Raw genomic sequence first — 705 nt, 5'->3', positions numbered from 1 at the left:
GTGGTGCTGGCGAACCTGGCCCGCGGCAGCCTGCGGTCCAAGACCGCCCGCCTGGCCGAGTCGCTGACCGGGCGGTTCACCGACCACCACGCTTTCCTGCTGACCCAGATGCTGCACCGGGTCGACGCGGTCACCGCCGACATCGCCACCGTGCAGGCACGCATCGACGAGCAGATCGGCGAGCTGGCACCCGCGGTCGCCAAGCTCGATGCGATCCCCGGCGTGGGACCGGTCGCCGCGCAGATGATCCTGGCCGAGATCGGCACCGACATGAGCCGGTTCCCGACCCCGGCGCACCTGACCTCCTGGGCGCGCTTCGCCCCCGGGGTCAACGAATCCGCCGGCCGCCCAACCGGCAAAGCAGGCAGCGGCAAGGGCAACCGCTACCTCGCCCGGGTGCTCGGCGAGGCCGCGGTCAGCGCCGCTCGCACCGACACCTTCCTCGGCGAGCGATATCGGCGGATCGCCCGCCGCCGCGGCAAGAAGCGGGCCATCGTCGCGATCGGCCGCTCCATCCTCGTCATCATCTGGGCGCTGCTCTCCGACGAGCAGGCCCAGTTCATCGACCTCGGCCCGGACTACTACGCCGCCCGCAACAACCCCGAACGCAAGGCCCGTCACCACATCCGCGAACTGCAGGCCCTCGGCTACGCGGTCACGCTCAACCCCGCGGCCTGACCGGCCTGACGGAGATTTTCGGATCAG

1 protein-coding gene is annotated in these 705 nt (G+C 71.1%); it reads left to right on the top strand.

The window, feature by feature from the left end:
• Positions 1 to 678 (top strand): transposase (locus HK417_RS24525; protein WP_222273435.1); only part of this gene is annotated, 678 nt, incomplete at its 5' end.
• Between the last annotated feature and the right edge of the window lie 27 nt (positions 679 to 705).

Origin of the sequence: Modestobacter marinus (assembly GCF_019799945.1) — a bacterium.
Taxonomy (GTDB): Bacteria; Actinomycetota; Actinomycetes; order Mycobacteriales; family Geodermatophilaceae; genus Modestobacter; species Modestobacter marinus_B.
The sequence above is the reverse complement of the archived record's forward strand: the minus strand, read 5'-3'. Positions and strand labels throughout refer to the sequence as shown.